The organism is Novosphingobium sp. P6W, assembly GCF_000876675.2.
GTDB lineage: Bacteria > Pseudomonadota > Alphaproteobacteria > Sphingomonadales > Sphingomonadaceae > Novosphingobium.
In genome coordinates, this window is sequence record NZ_CP030353.1 from 1,630,457 (window position 1) to 1,647,936 (window position 17,480).

At 65.2% G+C, this 17,480-nt stretch carries 17 protein-coding genes; 8 read left to right on the forward strand and 9 right to left on the reverse strand.

Annotation, left to right across the window (positions count from 1 at the left end; all coding sequences use genetic code 11):
• Positions 1–151: 151 nt before the first annotated feature.
• From TQ38_RS23245 to TQ38_RS23260, 4 genes are all read left to right on the forward strand, one after another.
• Entirely contained in the window at positions 152–1,555 is a 1,404-nt protein-coding gene (locus TQ38_RS23245; protein ID WP_240198067.1) for an MFS transporter, read from the forward strand.
• On the forward strand, positions 1,552–2,637 hold the full coding sequence (locus TQ38_RS23250) for a DUF3089 domain-containing protein (protein WP_082057461.1): 1,086 nt from the start codon (positions 1,552–1,554) through the stop codon (positions 2,635–2,637). The genes TQ38_RS23245 and TQ38_RS23250 overlap by 4 nt, the downstream gene beginning before the upstream one ends.
• A gap of 187 nt (positions 2,638–2,824) precedes the next feature.
• Positions 2,825–3,226 (forward strand): cytochrome c family protein, encoded by a 402-nt coding sequence (locus tag TQ38_RS23255; RefSeq protein ID WP_043970011.1) that lies wholly within the window; start codon positions 2,825–2,827, stop codon positions 3,224–3,226.
• A 2-nt stretch (positions 3,227–3,228) separates the two neighbouring features.
• Positions 3,229–4,140: a lysophospholipase gene (locus TQ38_RS23260; protein WP_043970623.1), complete on the forward strand. Its 912-nt coding sequence runs from the start codon at positions 3,229–3,231 to the stop codon at positions 4,138–4,140.
• Between the two features lie 88 nt (positions 4,141–4,228).
• Here the strand turns inward: TQ38_RS23260 and TQ38_RS23265 are convergent, their stop codons facing one another.
• Positions 4,229–5,788: an FAD-binding oxidoreductase gene (locus TQ38_RS23265; protein ID WP_043970012.1), complete on the reverse strand. Its 1,560-nt coding sequence runs from the start codon at positions 5,786–5,788 to the stop codon at positions 4,229–4,231.
• 216 nt (positions 5,789–6,004) lie between these two features.
• Between TQ38_RS23265 and TQ38_RS23270 the strand changes: the two genes are divergently transcribed.
• From TQ38_RS23270 to TQ38_RS23285, 4 genes are all read left to right on the forward strand, one after another.
• Positions 6,005–6,595 carry an ureidoglycolate lyase gene (locus TQ38_RS23270; protein WP_043970013.1) on the forward strand — a complete coding sequence of 197 codons (591 nt, stop codon included), beginning with the start codon at positions 6,005–6,007 and terminating at the stop codon, positions 6,593–6,595.
• Positions 6,596–6,599: 4 nt separating this feature from the next.
• A complete protein-coding gene (locus tag TQ38_RS23275; RefSeq protein ID WP_043970626.1) occupies positions 6,600–6,956 on the forward strand; it encodes a hypothetical protein in 357 nt (118 codons plus the stop codon).
• A gap of 22 nt (positions 6,957–6,978) precedes the next feature.
• Positions 6,979–8,163, forward strand: coding sequence for a class I SAM-dependent methyltransferase (locus TQ38_RS23280; protein WP_043970014.1), 1,185 nt, complete (start codon positions 6,979–6,981; stop codon positions 8,161–8,163).
• A gap of 126 nt (positions 8,164–8,289) precedes the next feature.
• Positions 8,290–9,375, forward strand: coding sequence for an LLM class flavin-dependent oxidoreductase (locus TQ38_RS23285; RefSeq protein WP_043970015.1), 1,086 nt, complete (start codon positions 8,290–8,292; stop codon positions 9,373–9,375).
• A 53-nt stretch (positions 9,376–9,428) separates the two neighbouring features.
• Here the strand turns inward: TQ38_RS23285 and TQ38_RS23290 are convergent, their stop codons facing one another.
• The 8 genes from TQ38_RS23290 to TQ38_RS23325 all read right to left on the reverse strand — a co-directional run bounded on the left by TQ38_RS23290 (position 9,429) and on the right by TQ38_RS23325 (position 17,404).
• Positions 9,429–10,385, reverse strand: a complete 957-nt coding sequence (locus tag TQ38_RS23290) for an alpha/beta fold hydrolase (protein ID WP_052505490.1) — start codon at positions 10,383–10,385, stop codon at positions 9,429–9,431.
• Positions 10,382–10,771, reverse strand: coding sequence for a hypothetical protein (locus tag TQ38_RS30150; protein ID WP_043970016.1), 390 nt, complete (start codon positions 10,769–10,771; stop codon positions 10,382–10,384). Before TQ38_RS30150 ends, TQ38_RS23290 begins: the two co-directional genes overlap by 4 nt.
• On the reverse strand, positions 10,768–11,760 hold the full coding sequence (locus TQ38_RS23300) for an alpha/beta fold hydrolase (RefSeq protein WP_043970017.1): 993 nt from the start codon (positions 11,758–11,760) through the stop codon (positions 10,768–10,770). Before TQ38_RS23300 ends, TQ38_RS30150 begins: the two co-directional genes overlap by 4 nt.
• A 66-nt stretch (positions 11,761–11,826) precedes the next feature.
• The gene (locus TQ38_RS23305; RefSeq protein ID WP_240198068.1) at positions 11,827–13,242 is read right to left on the reverse strand and encodes an MFS transporter; all 1,416 of its coding nucleotides are present in this window, start codon (positions 13,240–13,242) and stop codon (positions 11,827–11,829) included.
• Positions 13,243–13,244: 2 nt separating this feature from the next.
• On the reverse strand, positions 13,245–14,252 hold the full coding sequence (locus TQ38_RS23310) for a phosphotransferase enzyme family protein (protein ID WP_240198184.1): 1,008 nt from the start codon (positions 14,250–14,252) through the stop codon (positions 13,245–13,247).
• Positions 14,230–15,108, reverse strand: a complete 879-nt coding sequence (locus TQ38_RS23315) for an alpha/beta fold hydrolase (RefSeq protein ID WP_043970019.1) — start codon at positions 15,106–15,108, stop codon at positions 14,230–14,232. The genes TQ38_RS23310 and TQ38_RS23315 overlap by 23 nt, the downstream gene beginning before the upstream one ends.
• A 26-nt stretch (positions 15,109–15,134) precedes the next feature.
• Positions 15,135–16,535, reverse strand: coding sequence for an MFS transporter (locus tag TQ38_RS23320; RefSeq protein WP_043970020.1), 1,401 nt, complete (start codon positions 16,533–16,535; stop codon positions 15,135–15,137).
• Positions 16,532–17,404, reverse strand: coding sequence for an alpha/beta fold hydrolase (locus TQ38_RS23325; RefSeq protein ID WP_043970021.1), 873 nt, complete (start codon positions 17,402–17,404; stop codon positions 16,532–16,534). Before TQ38_RS23325 ends, TQ38_RS23320 begins: the two co-directional genes overlap by 4 nt.
• Between the last annotated feature and the right edge of the window lie 76 nt (positions 17,405–17,480).

Genomic DNA, 17,480 nt, shown 5'->3' on the forward strand with positions numbered 1-17,480 from the left:
CTGTCTATGCGGCGAACTCCCGCATCCGTCTGGTGGATAAACTTTGCGCGGGCCGAGGCGGGACGTAGCCGTTCGCATGAATATTCTGTCGACGGGGTGATCGCCCTGTCACATGCTGCGGTGCGGCATAAAAGATTCGGAAAAAAAGCGCATGGCCACCATGATCGATACGACAATTCTTCCTCATGACCGGCCGGGGTCGGTCCATGACGACCGGGTGCGGACTTCTGTCCTGCTGCGCTACGGCACCGGTCAGCTTGGCGCGCAGATTTTCCGCGATACCCCGGCCGTGTTGCTCCCCCTGTTCCTGACCACCATGCTTGGCGTGGAGGCGTGGCTAGCGGGCCTGGTGGTGCTGATACCCAAGCTGTGGTTGATCGTCTGCGATCCGCTGGTGGGCGCATGGTCCGACAGGCTGCGCGGGCGGCACGGGCGCACGCCGTTCCTCGTGGCCGGGGCGGTGCTGACGAGCCTGGGCTTTGTAGCGCTGTTCACCCTGACCCAAAGCGCCAGCCCGCTGGTTTCGGCCGCGATCACGTGCTTCCTGTTCTTCCTTGCCTCCACCGCGTTCTCGATGTTCTCGGTGCCCTATCTCGCGATCTCGGCCGCGTTGTCGCATGACCCGCACGAACGCACGCGGATCATGGTCTATCGCATGGTATTCTCGACCCTGGGCGTGCTGGTCGGTGTGGGCGTGGCACAGCCGCTGATCTATGCGCTGGGCGGCGGCGCGCATGGCTGGACGGTGATGGCGGCGGTGCTGGGCGTGATCTGCCTTGTTACCATGCTGGTCACCGCGTTGGGCCTTGCCCGCGTGCCGATGATCCGTGACGACACCGCGCCCGGCAGTCTGCGTGAACAGCTCGGCGCCATCAAGGGCAACCGCCCGTATCTCGTGCTGCTGGCAACCTGCCTGATCCAGAACATCGGGCAGGCATCGGGCTATACGGTGATCGGCTTCATCTACCTCTATGCGATCCAGGCGATCTGGATCATACCGCTGTTCATCCTGATTATGGCGATCACTGGCATCGTCGCGCAGCCGCTGTGGCTTTCGCTTTCGCGCCGCTGGGGCAAGGAACGGACCTACGTGGTCGCCTCTGCCGCCTGGGCGCTGGTGACGGTGACGTGGTTCTTCGTCCACCCCGCCACCGATGTGCTGCTGACCATCCCCGGCGTCGGCGCGCTGGGCACGCAGCATGTGCTGGTGCTGCTGCGCGGCGCGGTGATCGGCGTGGTCAACTCTGCCTTCGTGATGCTTTCGCTTTCGATGCTGACGGACACCATCGATTACGAGCGCCGCCGCAAGGGCATCGCCAATGAGGGCGTCTTCGCAGGGCTGTTCTCGGCCATGGAAAAACTCTCGTTCGCGCTCGGCCCGGTCGTGGCGGGGCTGGTGATGAGCGCGTTCGGCTTCGTATCCTCGACCGGCGGCGCGGTGACGCAGACGCCGCATGCGATCACCGGCATCGTGCTGCTTTATAGCCTGATCCCGGCGGCGACCCAGATCGTCAGCTTGGTGGTGTTTTCGCGCTACCGCCTCCCGGCTGCATGACGATGGCAGCGGCCCGGCTGCTTCTATTGGCCGCTTCGGTGCTCTTGGGCGCTGCCAATGCATCGGCAGCGACACCGCAGGAGGACATCGCCGGCAGCGCCGCGCCCGCGCCGGACTACGCCGACCCCGCCAACTGGGCAGCAGGGCCGGGCGGCGCGGGAGCGGCAGGCGCCTTGCCTGAAGGCGCCAGCCCGGCAGCGCGCGATCCCGGTGTCGACGTGTTCTACGTCCACCCCACCACGTTCCGCAGCGAGACGCAGTGGAGCCAGGACCCCCGCGACGCAAAGTCCAATGCCTGGGTGGATGAAAGCGTGATGGCCCGGCAGGCCAGCGTTTTCGGCGCCTGCTGCCGGATATGGGCACCGCGTTACAGAGCCGCCAGCTACAAGGCGCTTAGGGACCCGGCGTACCGCGACCAGGCCTATGCCTTCGCCTATGCAGATGTGGCGCGGGCGTTCGACTGGTTCCTGGCGAATGTCAGCAAGGGCCGGCCCTTCATCATCGCCGGGCATAGCCAGGGCGCAAAGCACATCGCCGACCTGCTGGAGCAGCGTATCGATGGCACGCCGCTCCAGAAGCGCATGGTGGCGGCTTACATCGTCGGCATCAATCTGTCCGAGGGTGAGTTCGGGCTGCGCTTCAAGCACGTTCCGATCTGCGATAAACCCGCGCAGACGGGCTGCGCCTTGCAGTGGAACGCGATCGAGGCGGGCGCGGATCTTGGCCCCGTCGTTGCGGCGTTTGAAAAGGGCTTTGTCGAGAAATACGGCGATGTTCCGGGCAAGCAGCCGCTCTGCATCAACCCGGTGACGTTTGACCGGGCTCGTCCGGTGTCGCTTTCCGCCGAGGCCAAAGGCACGGTTCCCGGCGAACCCGGTGCCGGCGCTATGAGGCCACTGCGGGCAGGCGCTGTCGCCGTAAGCTGCGAACGCGGCCTCGCGGTCAGCTATCTGGCGCCGGGGCTGGACCTCAAGCCGTTGCCGGGCGGAAGCCTGCATTATCATGATATTGGCCTGTTCTACGCTGACATCCGGGCCAACGCTGCCTTGCGCGCGGCGGCCTGGCTCAAGGCGCATCGCTGACGGGTGCTGTCCGCAAGGCGGATAATCAGCGCCGCCGACCGGGCAAGCCCGGCGCGGCGAACTAGATTTGAAAGTGACTGGAAATAAGGGGCCCGGGCGGGCCCCGGGTACAGCTTTCCGACAGAGACGGCAGTGCAAAATCCGGGCTGAAGCGGCAAAACACAATTCCAAAGGGTAGGCTTCACACATGACCAGAAAGATCATCCTTCCGGCACTCGCGATCGCCGCTGCCGCGTGCATGACGGCAGTTCCGGCGATCGTTTCGGCCGCGCCGCCGGCAGCCGACGCTGCGGCGGGCAAGCGGGTATACATGCGCTGCATGGCCTGCCACACGGTGAACGCCGGAGGACAGAACAAGGTCGGCCCCAACCTTTCGGGCGTCGTCGGCAAGAAAGCCGCTTCGGTGAAGGGCTTCCGGTATTCCGCCGCGATGACCAAGGCAGGCGTTACCTGGAACGATGCCACTCTGGACAAGTGGCTAACCCGCCCGGCCAGCGTGGTTCCCGGCACGTCGATGGTATTCGCGGGCCTGTCCAAGCCGGAAGAACGCAAGGCCGTGATCGCCTATCTCAAGAAACCGGCGCCTTGATCGTGGCGGGCAGTCTTTCGCTTTCGCGTCGCTCGCTGCTGGCCGGTTGCTCCGCCGCTGCTGTCATGTTGGTGGCGGGTCGGGCCCTTGCCGGGCCGGCGTCGGCATCCTCGGTCATCGAAATCGAGACTGCCGAAGGGCGCGCGGTTTCGGTTACCGAATGGCGTCCTGCGGGCAAGCTGCGCGGCACGATCCTGTTCTCGCACGGGGCGGCTTCGGCGCCGAAGTATTACGGCCTGATCGTAAGCCCTTGGGTAGCGGCGGGCTGGCGGGTGCTGGCGCCGCTTCATGTCGATTCCCTTGAGCATCCCCAGACCGCGCAGTTCAAGGGCCTTGCCAGCTGGAAGGCGCGGATCGAGGATATGCGCGCGCTCGTTGGGCATATCGGCGATGCGCCGTTCGTGGCGGCGGGCCATTCCTATGGTGGGCTTGTAGCGACGATGATGGGCGGGGCGCAGCCGGTGCTGCCGGAAGGACTGCAACTGCCGCTGGTGCCGCGCCTTGCCACGGCGGTGATCGCCTTTTCGCCGCCGCCGGTGATCCCGGTGCTGGTGACCGAGCAGGGCTATGGGGCGCTTGCGGTGCCGGCGCTGATCCAGACCGGCACGCTGGACATCCTGCCGGGCATGACGGCCGAGACGGCGGACGGCTGGAAGGCGCACCTTACCCCATTCGAGGCGGCCGCGCCGGGCGGGCAGCGCTATGGCCTCGTCCTCGAAGGGGCGAACCATTATTTCGGCGGCGCGATCTGCGATCCGGGGCAGCCGGGCCCGCAGCAACTGGCGCCGCTGGAACTTGCAAACCAGCGGGCGGGGCTGTTTCTGGAAGGGTACGGCGCGGGCAGCGCCAAGGCGCGCCGCCGGCTCGACGCTCTGGTAACGGACGCACTTCCAGCCCGCCTGATGAAGCGCTGACCCTGCGCATCCGGCACCGAAAAAACCCCGGCGGGATTGCTCCTGCCGGGGTTTTTCCTTGTCGGTGGCTTACGGTCTTAGGTTAGGTTTAGAACCCCAGCGCGCCGGGGTTCATCAGGCCCTTGGGGTCCAGTTCGGTCTTCACCGCGCTCAGCAGCGAGATCGCCTGCGGTGAGAGCCGCTGCCTGTAGGGATAGGCGCGGCCAAGCTGGAAATGGCCGGCGCCGTGCGCCTGCATCAGTGCGACGATGGCGCGCTTGAGATCGTCGGCATAGGCGCGCGATTCTTCGTTGGCGTCGAAGTGGGGCTGCTGACCAAGATAGTCCGCGCCCAAGGTGGTGCGGTGGTAGGCGGTGCGATCATCCGGCCAGTACAGCGCCACTTCGTAGAGGAAACCGGAGGCCCCGACCGGTGAGAACATCGTCCCGGTCCACACGCCAAGCCGCTCCATCTCGGTCTTGCGGTCGGCGATCAGCGCCTTGTAGGCGGTATCGAACGCCACAACCTGGTCATGAGCCAGCACACCGTGAATCGGCACCCAGCGTTCGCCGCCGGGGCCAAGCACGTTGAACAGTGGAGCGAAAGGCACCGAGTGAACGAACGTGGGGATCGAATTGGCGATCTCGCGGCCAAGTCCGGACAGCAGGCGGCGCAGGATTTTCGCCTTGTGCGCGGCCTCGTCGGCGTCGAATCCCTCGATCATGAAATGGCACATGTAGGCGCCGGCGCGCATCGGGTTTTCGCCCGCCAGTGCCATGCGGACCAACTGGGCGATGCCCTTCATCTTGTCCGGCGCTTTTCGCAGCACTTCGGCGGCGATCTTGAGGCGTGCGCCCATGCCGTCCTGCCGTCCGATCTGGCCCTGCGACAGCGCAAGGTCGAGACCGAAGTGCGAATCGTCGAGCCTCGCCATCGCCGCCTTGCGCGATGCGGCGTGGTAATCGGCGAAGCTGTCGAAGGCGAAGCTGAGGCATTCGAAATGCGGCAATACCGGCAACAGCGGCAGGCGGATGCGGGCCTTGATCCCGAAGATGCCGCAGTCTCCGGTGAACAGCCCGGTAAGGTCCGGTCCGTAGAAGCGCATGGCCGAACTGGCGCTGGTCGACAGGACCTCGCCGCTCGCCAATACGACGTCCATCGACAGCACCGACTGCGCAGAGATGCCGTGTGCGGTACTGCCATGGCTGAGGGTGTTCTGGCTCACGCTGCCGCCGACCGTGGCGGCGATGCCGGAGAACGGCCCCCAAAACGGCGTGCGCAGCCCCTTGGCATCGAGCGCGGTCTTGAGCGCCATCCATGTGACCCCGGCCTCGACGGTGACGACGGCGTTCTGCGCGTCGATCTCGATCGCGTCCAGCGCGCCGGTGTCGAACAGGACATGGCCGCCTTCGGGGACGAGGTAGGCGTCCGTATACGATGCGCCGCCGCCGCGCGGGACCATGGCGGCGCCCGCCGCCGCGCAGATGCGCACGGCTTCCTGAAGCGCCTCGACGCTGGCCGGGCGAACGACCGCCTGCGGCGCACCGCCGCCGCGGTAGACGTCGTTCGAGAAGTAGGCGAGGGCATCGCCCTCATGGATGACCGCATCTGCCCCCAGGGCCTCGATCAGGGCCGAAACCAACAGTTCCTCGACAATCGCGCTGCTCATCAAAACACCTGAAATTCTTGGTATCGAACACCAAGGCTTGGCCAATGTGGCGGGCTAGGGCGACCGCCGGGAGGAAGCTATCCACTCTGCGGCTATCCGGCCAGCGATCAAACAGTTCGATCCCCGCTCGAATCCGCAATCCTCCGCGCATGATCCAGCAGGACAGAGGTTGCAAAGGTGCGGCCCGGTCGCAGCGAATACCCACGAAGGGCACCCATGACCAAGGTTGGCGGCAATTCCATGCCCGAATGCAGGGTGATCGATCTCACGGTCGAACCGGCGACTCCCGAGGCGCTTGCGCCTTTCGGCGCCGTTATCGGGCGCGAGGCGCCGGTGAAACCTGTTTCGGTCGATTTTTACAAGGGCGCGGTGAAAATGAGCTACCCGGCTCGTTTTCTTTGCGAGCATCCGGTAGAGGTCACGCTGGCGCAGATGGACCGGCGGCCCGGCGAAGTGCGCTATATGGAGCGCCACTTTCAGCATACCCAGGCTTTTCTGCCGCTGGGCGGCAAGCCTTTCGTCGCGGTCATGGCGCCGCCCGGGGATGGCGAACTTCCCGACCTTTCGCAGGTGCGCGCCTTTCGTTTCGACGGGACGGCAGGCTTTGCCATGCACCTTGGCACCTGGCATGAATTTCCCTTCGCGGTGGAGGACGGGACCGACCTTGTGGTCATCCTGTCAAGCCAGACCGGCTACGACCTCAAGGCGAAGGACGCCCTGACCGAAGAGGCCCATGGCCCCGATCTCGACAAGAAGGACATCGTCGCCCGCACCGGCAACGTGTTCCGTTTCGAACTGATGGAGTGAGTTGATGGCAGAGCGCATGAACCTCGATCGCAAGGCGCGGTCCAAGGGCAGCCAGCCGGTGGTGTTCGAAAGCGAGACGGTCGATGCCCTCGCCGGGCTGGTGTTGGCGCTGCTGGGCGAAGTGGTCGTGCTGAAGGACCGGCTCGACGCGAACGAGCGGCTGCTTAAGGCTGCGGACTTGCATGGACCCGCCGATATCGACACATTCGCTCCCGATGCCGAAGCGCGCGCGCACCGCGCCGCCTACCGGCAAGGTATCTACGACCGCGTGCTGGGCTCTGCCCGCGACAAGCTGATGCCCGAGGCACTGGCCGACCAGCACGACTACGAAGGCGTCCTTGACGCCGTCGCCCGCGATTAACCTGAAACGGGAGCCCTAAGCCATGGAACAGTTCCGCCAGGAACATTTCGGTCATGCCGTCATGCCGCAGTCCAATCATGACGAGCAGGCGATGGAGGACCACTTCCTCGCCATGCGTGCGTGGACCAGCAAGAATCTCGACCCGCTCGACCGCCGCCTGCTGGACGAAGTGATCGTACCCAGCATCGAGAAGAAAACTGGCAGCAAGCCGACTTCCAGCACGCAGGTCCGCCAGGCGCTGGAAGCGCATCCGCTGCACCAGTACTGGTTGACGCTTTCGCTGTTCTACCAGGACCGCATCTGGCTTTCGCTCGACGGCGCCATTGATCGCCAGTTCGAGGAGCTTTCGGCCAAGGTCGAGGCGCAGGTGGCCGAGCCGAAAGGCAGCCTTCGCCTGAACCCGGACCTTGCGATCCCGCGCTACATCTCCGCGTTCGACCATCACCGGATGCCGGGCAGCTATACCGTCGACACCGCCGAGGGCGATTTCCGCGCCGGCGCGCTTTACGACCGTTTCGCTTCCACGTACCTGCGCAACCTTAACGGCGGCTGGAAGAATGACGGGCGAGGCCATACGCTGGCCAGCCATGTCCAGGACTTCTATCCGGACTTCAAGCCGAAGCGCATCCTCGATCTCGGCTGCTCGGTGGGCCATTCCACCGTGGCGATCGCCCAGGCTTTCCCCGATGCGGAAGTCTTCGCGCTGGATGTCGGCGCGCCGATGCTGCGCTACGGCCACGCCCGCGCCGAGGCGATGGGCGCACCGATCCACTTCAGCCAGCAGGACGCCGAACATACCGACTTCGAGGATGGCAGCTTCGACCTCGTCTGCTCTTCGGCGGTGCTTCACGAGACTTCGGCCAAGGGGATGCGCGGCATTTTCAAGGAATGCCACCGCTTGCTGCGAGAAGGCGGGGTGATGTGCCACGTCGACGTGCCGCCGCGCCATGAGCACATGTCGCTGTGGGACCAGATGCGCTGCGACTTCGAGAGCCACTACAACAACGAACCGTTCATGACCTCGCTGGCCCGGACGGACTGGATGAAGGTTGCGCTCGACGCAGGGTTCGATGCTGAAGACGTGCTTGTGGGTTACCGCAAGGGCACGTTCTTCCTGAAGCCGGAGCGGGCGGACTTCTTCACCGAAGGCCATCCCGAAGGACGGGCGATGATCGGCAGCTGGTACGCCTGCTCTGCGACGAAGTAATCCTGCCTGACAGGTGGGCCGGCCAGCCCGGTCCACCTGTCGGATACTTGGAAAGGGCGATTTCTACCGGCTATCACCCAGCATAGACTTGGGCCTTCAACGAGTATCAGGGAGGGCCCCGCGCTCATGCCGGTCGAGATCAACGGTCTGCTCAACCACAACATTTCGAGCGAGACGCATCCCGTTCCCTTCGAGACTTTTGATCCCGAAGGCATCGCGCAGATGGCACAGCTTCACGACGCCTGGGGCTATGACAAGGTACTGGTCGCCAATGCCGCGATCATGCCGGACAACTTCACCATCGCCGGATATGTCGCGGCCCATACCAAGCGGCTTGGTGTCATGCTGGCGCACCGTCCCGGCTTCATTCCGCCGACGATGGCGGCGCGCATGCTCGCCACGCTTGATCGGCTGATGCCGGGCCGTGTCGGTGTCCATATCATCACCGCCGCCAGCGACGAGGAAACCCAGGCCGACGGCGATTACCAGACCAAGGTCGAGCGCTATGACCGCGCCAGGGAATACATCGCGGTGTTGCGCCGGATGTGGACCAGCGAGACGCCCTTCGATCATGAGGACAAGTGGTTCCGTTTCAATGGTGGCTTCGCGGCGATCAAACCGACCCAGGGCACAGTCCCGGTATACTTCGGCGGCATGAGCCCGGCGGCGCTCGAAGTGGCGGGTGAATATTGCGACACCTTCGCCACTCTGTCCGACACGGTCGCAGGCATGACGGAAGTGGTCGAAAAAGTCCGCGAGGCCGCCGCGCCCTATGACCGCAGTCCGCGCTTCCTGATGTCGATCCGCATCGTCATCGCCGATACCGAGGAAGCGGCCTGGGCCCGCGCCGACGAAATCCGCGAGGCGGTGGCCGCCAATATGGGCAAGCTGGCGCCGAACACCGCCGCGGTGAAGGCCGACGGTTTTAAGCGGACCGCCGAACTCGCGGCGCGGGGCGACCGGTTGGAAAAGTGTTTCTGGAACGGCATCAACCAGCTTCGCGGCGGGCAGAGCAATTCCGGCACGCTGGTGGGCACGCCCGAGCAACTCGCCGATGCGCTGATGGATTATTACGACGCCGGAGTTTCCGCCTTCATCCTGCGCGGCTTCGATCCGGTTGAGGATGTGATCGCCATCGGCCGCGATCTCATCCCGCTTGTGCGTGCGAAAGTGGCCGAGCGTGACGCCGAACTGGCAACCGCGATGGCCTGATCCGTGCCTGATTGATCTGGACAGAAGGCCGCGCCGGGCACGGCGCGGCCTTTTTATTTGCCAGTGATGCGGTGCAGGAACGGTGTCACGCGGGCAAGCGCCCGGTCAGGGCAGTCATACGGCATCATGTGTCCACATGCCTCGACCACCTCCAGCGTTTTATCCTTGCTGCCGAGAAGGTCGAGCGCTTGCCTGCCGTCGCGCTCCAGTGTGGTTTCATGGTCATTGGCGGACCACAGCAGCAAAGTGGGCGCGGCGATCGCGCGCAAGTCGCCGGGCGCGCGCGCGAATGAGGTGGAGGCCGCCACGGCCTTGCCGATGGCAGGATCGCGCGAGAGGCGGCTGTTGAGATCGGTCCACTGCTGCACCAGCGCAGGCGTGATGCGCGAGGGATCGGTGACATTGGCCAGCAGGATCTGGCGCCAGTATTCCGGGGCGTGCCAGCCGGGGTGGGTGCGATCTTCGGCCAGTGCGGCCTTGAGCGCGGGCGCCATACCATCGAGGTCGAACTTTACCGGGCCAACCGCAATGTTGTTGAGCACCAGTCCCTGCACCCGCTGCGGCCGGGCGGCGGCGTAGGCAGCGGCGGGCAGGCCGCCGCTGGATGTTGCGACCATCACGAAGCGGTCGATCTTCAGCCGGTCCATCAGTCCATCGATCACGCGAATGCGGTGCTCGATGGAATAGTCCCTGGCGGGGCTGGGGCCCGAGAGTCCGGCGGGGGATTGATCGTACCGGATCACCCGGTAACGGCGCGCGAGTTTCGCGGCCCATTCGTCCCACTGGCGCAGACTGGCGAAGGAGCCGTGGACCAGCAGGATCGCCGGGCCCTTGCCTTGCGCGGCATAATGCACGGTTTCGCCGTCGATTTCGGCGAACTGCGAGTTAGCCAGTGCGTAGCGGCTGCGCAGCGCCGCGTCGTCAAGCTGGGCTGGCGCCGACTGGGCGATTGCGGACGGGGCGGTGAGCGCCGCGAGCAAAAGCCCGGCCGCGAACGATCCCACCCTCACGCCGGTTCCTGCCGCCTGGCCTGCAATTGCATGACCACGTAGCGCCCGTTGTAGTTGCACGAGGTTCCTTCGGCGCTTTGCAGGTCCGGCGCGAAGGTCAGTTGCGAAAGGCCGAAGAACGTGTGGCTTTCGGTCGCGAAATGCGCCTGATCGGCCTCGTAGCCATAGCGCAAGTGCCATTCGCCCGAGGGCAGGGCGGTCAGCTTTTCGGCGAAGCTGATCGAACGCGAGGTCTTTAACCCCTTTGTTTCGATCGCGACGGCGAAGCTCTCTGCACTGGCGGCAAGCGTCATCTCGCCGTCCCATTCGTACAGCGTGTCGCCCTCGGGGCCGAGGGCGCTGCCGTGCAGAGCCCAGTTGCCGGCAATGTCCGGGGCTGCCGTCACTGCGGGGCGCCCGCAGGCACGGTGCGGTCCAGCCAGGTGCGCAAATCCCTGGCGGTTTCCTTCGGCAGTTCCAGCATCGGGTAGTGGCTGAGATCGGGGTAATGGATCACATCGACCTTGGTGCCGGAGAACTGTTTCACGGCATCGGCGGCAAGGTACTTGGGCAGAACCGGGTCGACATCGCCCCATTGCAGCAGGATGGGCGCCTTGACCCGCGCTGCATCGTCGCCCGCGCCCTTTGCCCAGACCACCTTCTTGTTGGTTTCGTAGTATTCCTTCACGCGGGCGAAGCCTCCGGGGAGGTTGTTGGTCTGGTAGTACCAGTCCACCGTTGCGTCGGTGAGGCGTTCGGGCCGGCCGTAAAGTTCGGACAAGGCGCGGCGATAGTAGAAACGCGGGTAATAGTTGGGCACGAAATTCTCGTGGGTCCAGACCATGGCCCACATCACGCGGCTGAAATCGCTGGGCGGCGGGGCCTTGAGCGGCAGCGCCGAAAGCGCCAGCGCGGTGACCTTTTCGGGGTACTTGGCGGCGTAGAGCGTCGAGACGGTCGCGCCGCTGGAAGTGCCGACAAGCGCGAAGCGGGTGAGGCCCTTCTTTTCGACCAGCTTTTCGAGCAGGGCGACCACGCCGGGCATGCCGGAGGAGGGGGCGCTGTCGGTCGAAAGGCCGTAGGGCGGCCAGTCGAAGCGGATCACGCGGTACTTGTCCTTGAGGGCATCGGTCCAGCCGTCCCATTCGCGCAGGTTGGTCATCGAGCTATGAAGCATGATGACGACCGGACCGCTGCGCGGGCCTTCGTCGCGGATGTGGAGGTTGGCGGTGCCGACCTGCTCGAAGGTCGAGGGCGCGGTGGCCTGCGCAGCTTTCACGCTCTCATACGAGGGGTTCCACCAGCCCAGCCGCATCGTCAGCAGCACCAATGCCATCAAGATTACCACGATAAGGAGCAACCCTCCCGCAGCCTTGAGAATTCGACCGACCGTCATCGCTGTTCCCCCCTGTGTCAATTGTCGGGGCCGGGCGACAACGCCCGCCCCGGAACGTATTTTCGTTTAGTTGGCTCCGCTGGACAGCAGACCGGCGCATTCGCTGTCGCCGCGCGCTGCCGCGCGGCGCATGGTGTGGCCCGCAAGCGCATAAAGCGCCGCGCCGATCAGCAGGAACGGCGTGCAGACCACCGCGATCGACCAGCCCACCAGTGCAGGATTGTGCAGTACCCGCTCCGTCACGCTGGCGACCATCAGCGGGCCGAGAGTGGCGCCGATGATGGTGTTGAGCACCAGTGTCAGCGCAATGGCGGAGCCGCGCATGCGCGGTGGAACCACCGACTGCAACGTCGCGAACATCACCGTGCCGATCACCGAGAACACAGCATTCGACGATGCCACCAGCACGGTGGCGAGATGAAGCTCACCCGCCAGCACCGCGAGCACCGAGGGGAGCGCAAAGACCGGCGCGATCGACAGGATCGCAAAGCGCGCCATCGTCCGGCCGGATCGCATCGAACGGTCAAGGATGGTTCCGCCGATCAGCGGCCCGATCGCCGAGAACAGGATCGACAGCGGACCCAGCCACTTGCCGAGGAACGCGGCGTCGGCGCCGTAGCCGCGCAGCAGCATCGTCGGCGCCCAGGCGGAGGCGCCGTAGGCGACCGTGAAGCAGGTTGCGAAACCGAAATAGAGCGGCAACAGCACGCCGCGATTGCGCCAGAAGTATGCGGCTTCGGCCGCGCCGGGCATGCGCGCGGCAGCGCCGGTAGCGGCCTGGACCTGCCGCGCAGGTTCACGCGTGAAGGCGAGCAGCCCCAGCGCCACGACCAGGCCGCCGGCGCCGAACACCACGAAGACGATCCGCCACGGAACCAGATGGCCGATCACCGGCACGCCCAGGAATGCACCTGCGCCCGCCGCCGTCACCAGAAGGCCGGTAAGCGAAATGGCGATGCCGTTCGCAAGGCCCTGGCCCATCATGTAGAAGGAGATTGGCCGCCCGCGCTGCGCAGGCGAGAACAGGTCTGCGATCAGCGAGATCGCGGCAGGGCCCAGCGCCGCTTCGCCAAGGCCCACCATGAGGCGGGCGGTGAACAGCCAGCCGAAAGTCTGCGCCAGACCGCTGCCGATCGTCGCCACGCTCCACAGCGCGATGCCGGCGACGATCAGGTTGCGGCGCGATACGCGGTCAGCCAGCAGCCCCATCGGCAAGCCCATGAAGGCATAGAACAGCCCGAAGGCAAGGCCCTGCAACAGCCCGATCTGCTCATCCCCGATGCCGATATCGGCGCGCACCGGATCGACGAGGATGTTGAGTGCCGCCCGGTCGATGACCGAGAGGACACCCGCGAGGAACAGCATGAAGACCATGACCCAGGCGGACTTGCCGCCCGGCCACGATCCCCCGGCCGCTCCGACGGGCCTTGCCGCCGGAGCCTCGGTCAGATCGATTGCGCTGGGGCTGATGCCTTGCGCCATGGTCAGAGCAGGCCGCAGGCGCGGGCGCGGGTCTTCACATAGTCGCCCAGCCAGTCCAGGTTGCGGAAGCGCAGCGTGCCGCGGCCCACGGCGGTCGAGCTATGCGCCATACCCGCGATCAGGCGCAGCGCCTTGGCCATCAGGAACAGTTCGGTATTGTCGGTCTCTTCCTTGGTGAAGGGCCGGACTGACTGATAGCCGTCCTCGAACGCTTCGCCGATCTTGGGATCGAAGCCGTAGAACAGGTTGCCCCAGACGAAGTTCTGCACGTCCTGCATGAGGAAGTCCTCACCCGCTGCGTCGAAGTCGAGGAGGGTGATGCCGCCGTCTTCGGCGACGTGGACGTTGCTGGGATGGAAGTCGCGGTGGCAGACGCCCAGCGGGACCTTGCCCGAGGCGGCCAGTTCGTCGAGCCGCTTGTCGAGGTTGGCGGCGATCACCGGATAGTCGCGAAGGTCGTCGGGCCGGTCGTAGACGAAATCGATCAGCGCCGGCATGCAGATGTTGTAGTCCTTCGCCGTTTCGGTCGAGAACTGGTGATCCTTGCCGGCCCAGCTATCGCCGAGCAGGTGCATGCGCGCCATGGCCGCGCCGATGCGGAAGGCGGTTTCCTCAGAAAGACGATCGCCGAACTTCACGCCCGGCGCCCAGTCGTAGAGCGCGATCGCGCGCTCGCCTTCGGGCGAGGCGACCTTGAAGTAGAGCTTGCCGTCATGCTGCGGCACGCCGACCGAGGCGGGAAAACCCTGCTGGCGCAGATAATCGAGGAAATCGAGTTCGTAGGCGACATCGTCGACATCGCGGTAGGTCTTGCGCCAGACGCGCAGGGCGTACTTCGTTTCCTCGTCCTGGACGAGGTAGACGTCGTTCATGCCCCGGTAGAGCAGGAAACAGGTCAGCTCGCCCTTGATGGGATAGCGGCGCGCTACTTCGGCGGCGATGAACTCGGGATGGAGGACCGAGTGCGAAACCTCGGCCACCGGGATGTCAGATGCGGTCAAGGAAGTCACGCAGTTCATGGGCAATACGCTCCGGAGCAATGTCAAAGATATCGCGGTCGAGATCGGGAAGTTCGACCACACGGCAGGAAGGCATGCGCGCGGCAGCCTCCAGGGAAACGGAAAGAAGGTCTTCGGCCGGCTGGATAAGCAGCGCGGGCTGGGTGACCTGTTCGAGGCGGGAGAAATCCCAGGACCACACGCCCCGATAGGCCCAGGTGAAGCGGTCCAGCACGCGGGCCTTGTCAGCGAAGTTCAGCGCGGCCTTTTCCAGTGAAACCGCCGGGTTTCGGCTCGTGACCACGTAAGTCCAGAGCTTGCTAAGGAGGTCGCCGATCACGGTGCCTTTTTCGTCCGGCGCCGGGAAATTGTCGGCGGCGGCAAGACGCTGTGCGAGCGCGGCCTCGTCGAACATCGGAATGCCGGTGAGGCCGAGCGCCCGTACCCGGTCCGGCCGGGCGATCGCCAGTTCGCACGAGAGCAAGGTGCCGGTGTGGAAGCCGTAGAGGTCCACCGGCCCGGTCAGGATGCCGTCTTGCGCCAGAGCGTCCAGCGCGTCGGAAAACGCGGCCGCATAGCCCGCCATGCCGGGAGGGGCGGGCGGCGCATCCGACATTCCGTAGCCGGGCGTGTCGAGGGCCACGACCAGACGGTCGGTCGCCAAGGCGCGGATAAGCGGCTCGTACTCATAGGACGAGGAGGGGTTCTGGTGCAGCAACACGACCGGAACGCGTGTACCCTGCGCCGGACCGGCGATGCGGTAATGCATCTGGCCGTGGCGGCAACGGGTATAGGCGCGCTGGATCGCGGGGACTTCGTTCATGGCGGTAGCATGCGCTTCGTCTTGTCCGCTGCGCTGACGGAGCATGGACTCTCCGCTGTTCGGGTATCCGCTCATGCCAAGGCGTTCCCAGTGCCTTCGGCGGTTTCGAGCCGGGCCGAGGCGAGCTTGTCCTCGTCAAGGTCGTAGGCCCACAGGAACAGCCCGTTGATCGCGAACATGCACGCAGGGATCACTGAGAAACCCAGCTTCAGAGCCAGCAGGGCACTTGCGGGCTGGGCAACGATGGCGCCGCCTGTGGTCGGCACGTAGCCAAGGCCATGGAGGAATATGCCGAGCACTGCGACGCCGAGTGCAAAGCTGACTTTCTCGATCACGGCGATGGCGCTCGACAGCAGACCTTCGCGGGCCTCGCCGGTCAGAAGGCGGTCGTAGGCCTGGGTGTCGCCCAGCATCGAGATCGACATGAGAATGATCGCGCCCGAACCGAGGCCGCCGAAGATACCGCGCACGACGATGCCCAGCGTGGTGATCGAATGGTCGGCGAAAAGCCAGCTCAGCGTGGTCAGGCAGAACAGCACTACCCCGGCAAGGTAGGTGCGGCGCTTGCCGAAGCGCTTGCCGGTCCAGACCCATAGCGGCATGGCCAGCGCGGTAACGACGTTCTGGGTTACCGCGAAGGCAATCTGCCCGCTGTAGCCCACGCCCACCACGTTGAGCATGTAAAGCAGCATCGTCGAGGCGACCGAGGCGAAGGAAAGGAACTGGAATACCTTGGCGCCCAGCAGCATCATGAACGGCCGGTTGCGGGCAATCGCGCGAATCTGCGCGAAGCCGGGGAGATGCTGGCCCGCTTTCGGCGCCGTTCCGTGCTTTACCGGCACCGCCAGCGCGGTGGCGGTCATCGAGCCGGCTATGATAAGCGCCATGACGAGGCCCATCGTCGCAAAGCCGGAACGCCCCGCGCCGCCGCTCTGGATCAACCATGCGGTGCCCGCCATCGCGAGCAGCTGGCCGATCGAGACGAACACGGTGCGGAACGAGATCAGGCGGGTGCGTTCGTGGAAGCCGTCGGTCAGTTCGGCGGGCAGGGCCATGTACGGCACGTTGAACAGTGAATAAGCCGTCGAATAGATCACCAGGCCCGCAATCATCCAGACCAGTAGCGTACCTTCGGACATGATCGGCGGTGCGAACAGCATCACGAAAGAGATGGCCGACAGCAGCGCGCCTCCCAGCAGGAACGGCTTGCGGCGGCCCCAGCGCGTGCGGGCGCGGTCGGACAGGCTGCCGATGGCGACGTCGATCACGGCATCGGCCAGCTTCGAGATCATCAGCAGGTAGCCGGCGATTTCGGGCGATTGGCCCAGCACGGTGGACATCATCGCCGGGAAGTAGGTGGTCACGGTGTTGAGCATGATCGACACGCCCACCGTGCCGATCCCGAAGCCAAGGCAGGTGCCTATGCTGAGCCGGGCATCGGCGGCGTCGTTCTTTGAACGGGGCATCGTCATGGCACCTGCTTCTTGAGGAATTTCATCATGGCGGCAGCCTTCGCCGCCGGCGATCCGCCGGTTGCCGCCTCGTGCCCGTCAGCCAGCAGGCCGAGCGCGGTCTTCACCGAGGCGTTGAGCAGGGCGAGTTCGGTTTCGGGCTTGAGCAGCAACGTGGGCGCGGTGATCCGGGCCATGTGCTCGAAAGCGCGGTAGCGGAATGCGGCGATGTAGGGCTTGGGGTAGGTATCGAGCGCCTTGAGCACGTCGAGCGTCATGCGGTGCAACACCTGCGGCGGCGGCATCGGCACGGCGAGACGGTGCGCGGCGTCCTTCATGAAGTGCGGAAAGAACAGCGCCTGGTCGCGGCAGAAATTGAACGCCCAGATGAAGTGGCGCCCATATTCGTCGGGTTCGACCACAGGGGCGTAATGAGCGATCACCGCATCGCGCAAGTCGTCTTCGTATTCGGTGATGCCGTCGAGCACCACGCGGCGAATACGTGCGGGATAGGCGGCCGCCATTTCGCAGGCGATACGCGCGCCGGTGTGGCTGCCATAAGCGTCCACCTGCTCGAAGCCGAGCGCGGTGCATAACCGGTCCATCGAACCGGCGAAGTAGGCGATGTCCGGTTCTGCGGGGCCGGGCGCAGGAGAATCGCCGTTGCCAAGCGTATCGGGCGCGATAATCTCGCCAAGGCAACCCGCGTTGCGCAGTTCCAGCATCAGGTCCTGCATGAACCACGAAGATGCCGGCGACGGGTGGAGTATCAGCATCGGCACATGGCCTGCTTGCGCAGCAGGCAAGCGGCGCAGGTGCAGTTGGCCTTCGTCCAGCCGGACGAAGGCGCGTTCGATCTCGTTGATGGTCGAAGTCTCGGGCTGGCTCATGACGTGGAGGCTATCGCAGGCCGGTCACCCACTGCCCCTCCATGCAAACTTGATCGGCAGGCGAATAGTTTTATCC

What these genes read in the sequence shown, in the direction of transcription:
- TQ38_RS23245 (WP_240198067.1), top strand. Translation starts at nt 152, where the DNA reads ATGGCCACCATGATCGATACGACAATTCTTCCTCATGACCGGCCGGGG.
- TQ38_RS23250 (WP_082057461.1), top strand. Translation starts at nt 1,552, where the DNA reads ATGACGATGGCAGCGGCCCGGCTGCTTCTATTGGCCGCTTCGGTGCTC.
- TQ38_RS23255 (WP_043970011.1), top strand. Translation starts at nt 2,825, where the DNA reads ATGACCAGAAAGATCATCCTTCCGGCACTCGCGATCGCCGCTGCCGCG.
- TQ38_RS23265 (WP_043970012.1), bottom strand. Translation starts at nt 5,788, where the DNA reads ATGAGCAGCGCGATTGTCGAGGAACTGTTGGTTTCGGCCCTGATCGAG.
- TQ38_RS23270 (WP_043970013.1), top strand. Translation starts at nt 6,005, where the DNA reads ATGACCAAGGTTGGCGGCAATTCCATGCCCGAATGCAGGGTGATCGAT.
- TQ38_RS23275 (WP_043970626.1), top strand. Translation starts at nt 6,600, where the DNA reads ATGGCAGAGCGCATGAACCTCGATCGCAAGGCGCGGTCCAAGGGCAGC.
- TQ38_RS23280 (WP_043970014.1), top strand. Translation starts at nt 6,979, where the DNA reads ATGGAACAGTTCCGCCAGGAACATTTCGGTCATGCCGTCATGCCGCAG.
- TQ38_RS23285 (WP_043970015.1), top strand. Translation starts at nt 8,290, where the DNA reads ATGCCGGTCGAGATCAACGGTCTGCTCAACCACAACATTTCGAGCGAG.
- TQ38_RS23300 (WP_043970017.1), bottom strand. Translation starts at nt 11,760, where the DNA reads ATGACGGTCGGTCGAATTCTCAAGGCTGCGGGAGGGTTGCTCCTTATC.
- TQ38_RS23305 (WP_240198068.1), bottom strand. Translation starts at nt 13,242, where the DNA reads ATGGCGCAAGGCATCAGCCCCAGCGCAATCGATCTGACCGAGGCTCCG.
- TQ38_RS23315 (WP_043970019.1), bottom strand. Translation starts at nt 15,108, where the DNA reads ATGCTCCGTCAGCGCAGCGGACAAGACGAAGCGCATGCTACCGCCATG.
- TQ38_RS23320 (WP_043970020.1), bottom strand. Translation starts at nt 16,535, where the DNA reads ATGACGATGCCCCGTTCAAAGAACGACGCCGCCGATGCCCGGCTCAGC.
- TQ38_RS23325 (WP_043970021.1), bottom strand. Translation starts at nt 17,404, where the DNA reads ATGAGCCAGCCCGAGACTTCGACCATCAACGAGATCGAACGCGCCTTC.